General features: G+C 58.6%; 6 protein-coding genes. 2 read left to right on the top strand and 4 right to left on the bottom strand.

Annotation, left to right across the window (positions count from 1 at the left end; all coding sequences use genetic code 11):
- Window positions 1-73: 73 nt before the first annotated feature.
- Window positions 74-1297, bottom strand: a complete 1224-nt coding sequence (gene pepT, locus AB5Z05_RS19535; protein ID WP_368152830.1) for a peptidase T — start codon at window positions 1295-1297, stop codon at window positions 74-76.
- Window positions 1298-2311: 1014 nt separating this feature from the next.
- On the opposite strand from pepT, the gene speA reads away from it, so the two are divergent.
- Window positions 2312-4213 (top strand): biosynthetic arginine decarboxylase, encoded by a 1902-nt coding sequence (gene speA, locus AB5Z05_RS19530; RefSeq protein ID WP_139436500.1) that lies wholly within the window; start codon window positions 2312-2314, stop codon window positions 4211-4213.
- 84 nt (window positions 4214-4297) lie between these two features.
- Here the strand turns inward: speA and AB5Z05_RS19525 are convergent, their stop codons facing one another.
- On the bottom strand, window positions 4298-4822 hold the full coding sequence (locus AB5Z05_RS19525; protein ID WP_368152829.1) for a hypothetical protein: 525 nt from the start codon (window positions 4820-4822) through the stop codon (window positions 4298-4300).
- Window positions 4819-6816 carry an alkyl/aryl-sulfatase gene (locus AB5Z05_RS19520; RefSeq protein WP_127005738.1) on the bottom strand — a complete coding sequence of 666 codons (1998 nt, stop codon included), beginning with the start codon at window positions 6814-6816 and terminating at the stop codon, window positions 4819-4821. Before AB5Z05_RS19520 ends, AB5Z05_RS19525 begins: the two co-directional genes overlap by 4 nt.
- A 234-nt stretch (window positions 6817-7050) precedes the next feature.
- Here AB5Z05_RS19520 and AB5Z05_RS19515 point away from each other — a divergent pair, with 234 nt between their 5' ends.
- The gene (locus tag AB5Z05_RS19515) at window positions 7051-7239 is read left to right on the top strand and encodes a hypothetical protein (RefSeq protein WP_005334402.1); all 189 of its coding nucleotides are present in this window, start codon (window positions 7051-7053) and stop codon (window positions 7237-7239) included.
- Window positions 7240-7319: 80 nt separating this feature from the next.
- Here AB5Z05_RS19515 and AB5Z05_RS19510 read toward each other — a convergent pair whose 3' ends face one another.
- On the bottom strand, window positions 7320-7607 hold the full coding sequence (locus AB5Z05_RS19510) for a hypothetical protein (protein ID WP_107685105.1): 288 nt from the start codon (window positions 7605-7607) through the stop codon (window positions 7320-7322).
- Window positions 7608-7787: the final 180 nt, after the last annotated feature.

Raw genomic sequence — 7787 nt, 5'->3', positions numbered from 1 at the left:
GATTGCCAGATAGCAAGGGGGGAGCCGGTTAACCGGCTCCCCCCTTGATGGTCGTGGTAATGACAGCTACCGATTAACCGCGCCAGGCTGCAGTGAGGCGCACCAGCTCCACCAGGGTGGCGACTGATTTCTCCATGGATTGCAGCGGGATGAACTCGTGCTTGCCGTGGAAGTTGTGGCCACCGGTGAAGAGATTGGGGCAGGGCAGGCCCATAAAGGAGAGGCGGGCACCATCGGTACCGCCGCGAATGGGCTTGATTTTCGGCACCACGTCGGCGGCCTCCATGGCGGCCTTGGCCAGCTCGACGATATGCATGTGCGGCTCGATCTGGCTGCGCATGTTGCGATAGCTGTCGGTCAGGGTCAGCTCGATGCGGGCCTTGGGATACTCGGCCTGCAGGGCGGCCACCCGGTTCTGCATCTCGGCTTTGCGTGCGGCAAAGTGCTCGTCGTCGAAGTCACGGATGATGTAGTGCAGGGTGCTCTCCTCCACGGTGCCGCTCATCTGGGCCAGATGGAAGAAGCCCTCATACCCTTCGGTGCACTCCGGGGTCTGCTCGGCAGGCATGGCGGCGTGGAAGCGGGCGGCCAGGGTTTGGCTGTTGATCATGCTCCCCTTGGCGGTCCCGGGGTGGACGTTATTGCCGATAAAACGCACCGTGGCGCTGGCGGCGTTGAAATTTTCATACTCCAGTTCGCCCAGCTCGCCGCCATCCACGGTGTAGGCCCACTTGGCCGGGAATCTCTCCAGCGGGAACAGGTTGGCGCCACGGCCAATCTCTTCATCCGGGGTAAAGCCGAGCCAGATATCGCCGCGCGGGATCTCGGGATGGGCCTGCAGGTGGTCGATGGCGGTGAGGATCTCGGCGATACCCGCCTTGTCGTCGGCGCCAAGCAGGGTGGTGCCGTCGGTGGTGATGAGGTCCTGACCCAGATAGTTTTTCAGGAAGCGGTAGTCACGGATGGCGAGCACCTCGTCACCCTTGCCAAGGCAGATGTCGCCGCCCTGATAGTTTTCGATGATTTGCGGTACTACGTGCTCCGCCTCGTAGTCGGCGGTATCCATGTGGGCAATCAGGCCGATGGCGGGGGCGTCCGGCTGGTTGCCCGGCAGGCAGCCGGTGAGGTAGCCGTGTTCATCCAGGGTGACCCGGGTTAGCCCAAGCTCCTTCATCTCTTCTTGCAGGGCGCGGGCAAAGATCAGCTGGCCTTCGCTGCTGGGGCAGGCTGGATTGGTCTCATCGGAGCGGGTATGAAAAGTTACGTAACGCAGAAAACGCTCAAGCAGGGTATCCATTAGTCAGCCTCTAACCGATTGTGAGCGGTCATTGTGGCCAATCCGTGCGGGGCACTCATTGCGTCAGCGCAGGTTTTTCCCATTTTTTGACGCAAGGGAAGAGCGGCGAATGTGCGGCGCGCGGGGCAACGTCCGGGAGGGAGAACGCATAAATTTTACATTTATTACGATATTTAGGCGCTGGCGGTGGCGGCCAAATTCCCCTCAGCCACCGCACAGCAAGGCGTCAGCCCAACCATGGCGTTTTCGCACACTTTTCAAGGGGAAACCGGGCTGTCGCATAACCTGCGCCATCCCAGAGCCTGCCTGCCCGCCAGCAAGATTTGATCGACTTATTAAAAGGGGATTTTGAACACTATTTTTTATTGTCACTGCCCGCGGTAAGTGTGTACACTCCGCGCCGATCCAAGGGCAACCCTGAAGCAGGCAGAGCCGCCAGAAACCCGACCGATCATACGCCTATAGGGCGAGGCACGCAGAAACGACAGACACTGCTGGGGAATGGTTTCTTTAATACCGGTTAGGCTCCGGTATCAGGGAGAACAACAGACTCTCATCCTTCATTTGACCGAGTGGGCCACCGGCTCATCATCTTCCCTTGTCATGGGCGGTCACTGACGGTGAGCTGGGCTGTGGTTGTTGTCGTCTATCAACACGCATGCGTGCTGGCGCCTTCGCTTCTCTTCCTTGGAACCCTCTCCTTCTGTCGGGATCGCTGCCGAATGATGAACTGACGGCGTGGCTGATGTCGTCTGTCATCAAAGTACCGCGGCGCTACGGCATAGTGGCACCGCATACCGTTGAGCTTGATGTAAAGCCACCAGCCCCACATCAAGACTCGTTACTTCCCCAAGATCCACCAGGCAGCCTCTGGCTTGCCGCGATGTGCAAAGCGTTGGTTTGGGTGGCTGCGTCTCGTGATGGCAGCGCTCGCCGTACTCTGCACTAGATGGTCTGGATGTGATTGAGGGTAACGAAGGCGACTTTGGGTCGCTCATTTGCGAGGCATAGCCCATGACTAACTGGTCCAGCAAGGACTCCTTGAAGGTCTACAACGTTCCCTACTGGGGTGCGGGTTTTTTCAATATCAATGACGCCGGTCATGTGACCGTCGCCCCCGACAAATCACGCCCTGACGCGCATATCGTCATCTCTGATGCCATCGAACAGCTGCGTCAGTCCGGGCTGACCACCCCCGTGTTGCTGCGCTTCCCCGACATCCTCAAGAGTCGGGTCGATGCGCTGTTCAACGCCTTTGGTCAGGCCATCGAGAAGTCAGGCTATGAAGGGGACTACCTCTGTGTTTACCCGATCAAGGTAAACCAGCAGCGTCGTGTCATCGAGACCATCAGCCAGTCCTACAGCGACAAGCCCCGGCTTGGCCTGGAAGCTGGTTCCAAACCGGAACTGCTGGCCGTGCTGTCCCATCACCATGAGCAAGGCTCGGTGATCGTCTGCAACGGTTACAAAGACCGCGAATATATCCGCCACGCCCTCCTGGGCAACCTGATGGGCCACAAGGTCTACATCGTGGTGGAGAAGCCCTCCGAACTTGAAATGGTGCTGGACGAGTCAGCTCGTCTCAACATCAAACCCAACATCGGGGTGCGTGCCAAGCTCGCTTCCACCGGCTCCGGCATGTGGGAATCGAGCGGCGGCTCCATGTCCAAATTTGGTCTCTCCGCCTCCCAGATCCTGGCGCTGATCGAGCGTCTGCGCGGGTTGGGCAAGCTGGATTGCCTGCAACTGCTGCACTTCCATCTGGGTTCCCAGATCGCCAATATCCGCGACATTCAGGGCGGCATCCGCGAGTGCGGCCGTTTCTACGCTGAACTGCGTCGCCTCGGTGCCAACATCGAAGTCGTGGACGTCGGTGGCGGCCTGGGTGTGGACTACGAGGGAACCCGTTCCCAGAGCCACTGCTCCGCCAACTACAGCCTCTCCGAGTACGCCAACAACGTGGTATGGGGCATCGGCGATGTCTGCCGCGAGTTCGACCTGCCGCACCCGACCATCATCAGCGAGTCTGGCCGTGCCCTGACCGCCCACCACGCCGTGCTGGTCACCAACATCATTGGTGCCGAAGGGGTGGAGATGAACGACATCAGCGCGCCGGACGAAGATGCACCGACCATTCTGCAGAACATGTGGAAAGGCTGGCTGGATCTGCGCAGCGAAGATCCCTCCCTGCTGGAGATCTTCCATGACTCGGTGGCTGATCTGGGTGACGTGAATACCCAGTACACCATGGGCCTCTTGAACCTTGAACAGCGTGCCTGGGCCGAGATGCTGCACCAGAACACCTGTCTGGCACTCAAAGAGATGCTCAACCCGGTCAACCGCAACCACCGTGCGCTGGCTGACGAGCTGAGTGAAAAGCTGGCGGACAAGTGCTTTGCCAACTTCTCCCTGTTCCAGTCTCTGCCGGATGCCTGGGGTATCGGTCAGGTATTCCCGGTGATGCCGCTGGCGGGTCTCGATCGTCCGCTTAGCCGTCGCGGTATCCTGATGGATATCACCTGTGACTCCGACGGTCAGGTCGAGCACTATGTCGACGGTCTGGGGGTCGAGAGCACCCTGCCGATGCCGGTCTACGGCGAGAACGAAGAGTGCCACGTCGGCTTCTTCCTGGTCGGTGCCTATCAGGAGATCCTGGGGGATCTGCACAACCTGTTTGGTGACACCCACTGCGCGGAAGTGTGGCTGGACGAAGAGGGCAAGATGGACATTCGCAACGTGGTGCGCGGCGACACCGTCGACCAGCTGCTGCGTTACGTCAACATCGACCCGTCCGTGATCCGCGAAAACTACCAGCGGATCGCCGCTCACCCGGCGCTGGACGATGCCACTCGCAAAGCCCTGCTCGACGAGCTGGAGCTGGGCCTGCAAGGCTACGCCTATCTGGAAGACGAATAAGCGCCCGCGCTTGACGTTCGCGGTGAAGGCATAAAAAAGGGAGGCATTTGCCTCCCTTTGTCCTATCTGTTTCTCCTGTGGTGGTCAGGTCTGCGAGCTCAGCGCCTTGTGCAGATCCCGCTGCAACTGCTGATTGTCGTCTCTTTGCAGCGCCACAATACCCAATTGCAGCCCCTGCTCGATGGTGAGTGACCCATTCAACATGGCGTTGATGGCGGCTTCACTCAGCAGCATCACCCGGTCTTTTGGGTTTGGGCCGCTGGTGTGCAGCTGGAGCAGTAGGGACTCCTTGCCTCGTACTCTGGACCAGAGTCCTGAGTCGATAAGCAGGATGGAGATCCCGCCGCCTACCCCTGCCTGCTGGAGTCGACTTTTGAGGGTTTGGAGCCATGCCTGGCTACGGGAGAAGCCGGCTTCGCCTGTCAGGGCTGCCAAGGGGGGTAACTGCTCACGGCTCACCGCAGTCGCCGTCGCCATGGCAATATTGACCGTCCCCGGCCAGCTCTGTTCGAACGGATTAGGATAAAGGGCATCATAACCACAGCTCTGCCCCATCCCGGGGATGAGGCAGAGCAGGACCATGCATGCGCGCAAGGTGCGTTGCATCATGGCGTCACTATGTTGAACCAGAAGTTGAACTTGTCGAGCAGGCTGATGAAGTCACTGAACTTCTGCTGATTACCCTCGATCTTGATCTCGCCGTTGGCGATCTTCTGCTCCATGGTGCCCTGACCGAGCTGGATATCATCCAGCGTCTTCTTGCTCAGGGTAATGGTCACATCAGGCTTGGCGGCATAGCGAGTAGTGTGGTTGAGCACCGAGTTCTCCAGACTCAGGGTATGTTTCTCCTCGATGTCGGTGAACGCCATGTTGATGACCATCTTCTTGCCCGCCGCTTTCTCGGGATTAATGCGCACCGAGAGATAGTCAAACAGCATGCTGGGGCTCATGGCCCGGATGGTATCCGGTGAGGCGGTGACTGTTCCGCCAACATTGGGAACGCCATTGCGCAGCTCATAGGCGCCTTGCAGATAGACGGAGCGCCACGGGCCGGATTCAGCCTGATAGCCCAGCTGCTCCAGTGCATCTGCCAGCAGCAGCTTGCCCTCTGTGTTGTTCGGGTTGGCAAACACCAGATGCTTGAGCACTTCTGCTACCCAGCGATATTCCCCCTTGTCGAACGAGGCCTTGGCCTTTTTCAGCACCTCCTGCTCGCCCCCCATGAACTCGATATATTTGGGGCCGACCATTTCTGGGGGCAGGTTGTCGAGATCGGAGGGGTTGCCGGAGTACCAGCCCATATAGCGCTGATAGATGGCGCGGCTGTTGTGGCGCAGGGTGCCGTAATAACCGCGGTTCGGCCAGAAGTCGTTGAGCTCGGGGGGGAGGGTGATCTGCTCGGAGATCTCCTCGCCGGTGTAGCCCATGTTCATCAGGCGCACCGACTGGTCGTGGATGTATTTGTAGAGGTCACGCTGCTTTTTAAAGTAGTCAGTGATGTTGGCATTGCCCCAGCGTGGCCAGTGGTGACTCTGGAACTTGACCTCGGCCTGATCACCCCAGGTTTCGATGGTCTCGTTGAGAAAGCTGGCCCACTTCAGCGCATCACGCACCTGGGCGCCGCGCAGGGTGAGGATGTTGTGCATGGTGTTGGTGGTGTTTTCGGCCATCCACAATGCTTTGCTGTCCGGGAACCAGGTGTTCATCTCGGCCGGGGCTTCGGTGCCCGGAGTCATCTGGAAGACCATCTTGACGCCATCGACCGTCAGCGTCTCACCGGTTTTGGTGATAAAGCGGGTTGGCAGCAGCAGCGAGGGCACGCCGGTGGAAGTGGTTTGCCCCAGACCGCCATTGACGCCCCCCTGCGGGTTGCGCGGCAGCAGGGCGCCGTACATGTAGACGGCGCGGCGAGCCATGGCGTTGCCGGCGATGACATTCTCCGACACCGCGTGTTCGGTAAATCCTTCCGGCGCGATGATCTCGACGCCGTTCTTTTTCACCTCGTCCAGCGAGTTGAACAGACCGGCGGCACCGCCGTAGTGATCCACGTGGGAGTGGCTGTAGACCACCGCGGTGACAGGGCGCTCCCCTTGGGTCTTGTTGATGAAGGCCAGCGCCGCCTTGGCGGTTTGCGGGGAGATCAGCGGATCGAACACCACCCAGCCCTTGTTGCCTTCGATAAAGGTGATGTTGGAGAGATCAAAGCCGCGAATCTGGTAAATCTTGTCGGTGACCTTGAACAAGCCGTACTGCATGTTGAGCTGGGCATTGCGCCACAGGCTGGGGTTGACGGTCTCCGGCGCGGCCTTGTCGAGGCCGATGTAGGTCTTGTACTGCTCCAGATCCCACACCACGTTGCCCTTGTCATCCTTGATGGTCAGGGTCTCCGGTTTGGCGATAAAGCCACGCTGGGCATCCTCGAAATCCTGTTTGTCATTGAAGGGCAGGGTGGTGAGCACCTGCTGGTTAGCCTTGATGGTAAATTCGCTGGCAGGCTTGGGGTCGATGGCAGCCTTGGCCGACTGCACAAGAGCAGGCTGCAAAAGCAGTGCGCTACAGAGCAAGAGCGAGAAAATCGTGGGGGTGGAAAGCCTCGGTTTCATCGGTATGACTCCAGATGGTGGTGTGGGTCGACAGGGCTAAGTGTAGTCAGGCTCAAGTCAGGGAAGAGAAGAACGGGGACTTGCGCTACACAACGCCATCCGGGAGGAAAACTGCGGGAATTGCGTCCGCAGGAGTACAGCCGTTGCACATCTTGATCTGTATCAAGATAGGTCGCAGCGGGTTGTCTTACGGTCAGGAGTGATGTTGATGGGATGTAACAAAAGGATGTGCATATGGAACTGAAAAGGGACCCGAGATGCTATACCGACGTCTGTATCGACGGTAAGTGGTATCACTACGACCACTGCAGCACCAACGTCTACATGCTGATGGGGGGCGCTGCGCCGAGCCTTCAGCTGGCCTATGAGCCGAGCAGCGAAGAGGAGCTGATCGAGATGCTCCAGCAGCTGGGGCGCTTCTGACTTACCGAATTGATATCTTGCCATATGGCCATCGGGCGCGTTGCCACGATGGCCACCACTCTTCACCGCTGTACCTTATCTCAGCGGTTTTTATTGCCCAATAACCCCTTGCCAATCTCCAGCATGGCGACGGCCGCGGCGTAGCTGCTATCGGACTTGCCTATCTCATCCGCTATATAGAGAAAATTGGATTGGTACTTCTCGACGGCCTCCCGTGGACTGGTCGCGTCAATAAAGTCCTCCTCCACCTCGAATCCTTGGGTCAGCAGTGCCGCCTTTTCACTCAGAAAAGTCGGAGATGCCATGTCGATAAAGGTGTATTGCTGCCGATTGGACGCCGGAATGGTAAAAAACTGGTATCTGGCCATGGGTAAATCCTCGCTTGAAGCGGGTGATAGATGACGTGACGCTGGTTTTAATCTGTGGCTCGCAGGCGGCTTGGTTTCCCTCGACATCGCAGACCGTGCGTGTCAGGAATGCCACATTTTGTTTTCGTTCGAGACTACTTTGTTGGTATCTGCCCGGCAAGTGGGTCGCAGAGATTTTCT

Origin of the sequence: Aeromonas sp. R2-4 (assembly GCF_040908365.1) — a bacterium.
Classification (GTDB): Bacteria; Pseudomonadota; Gammaproteobacteria; order Enterobacterales; family Aeromonadaceae; genus Aeromonas; species Aeromonas veronii.
Note: the sequence above shows the minus strand (reverse complement) of the source record. Positions and strands in the feature narration are given on the sequence as shown.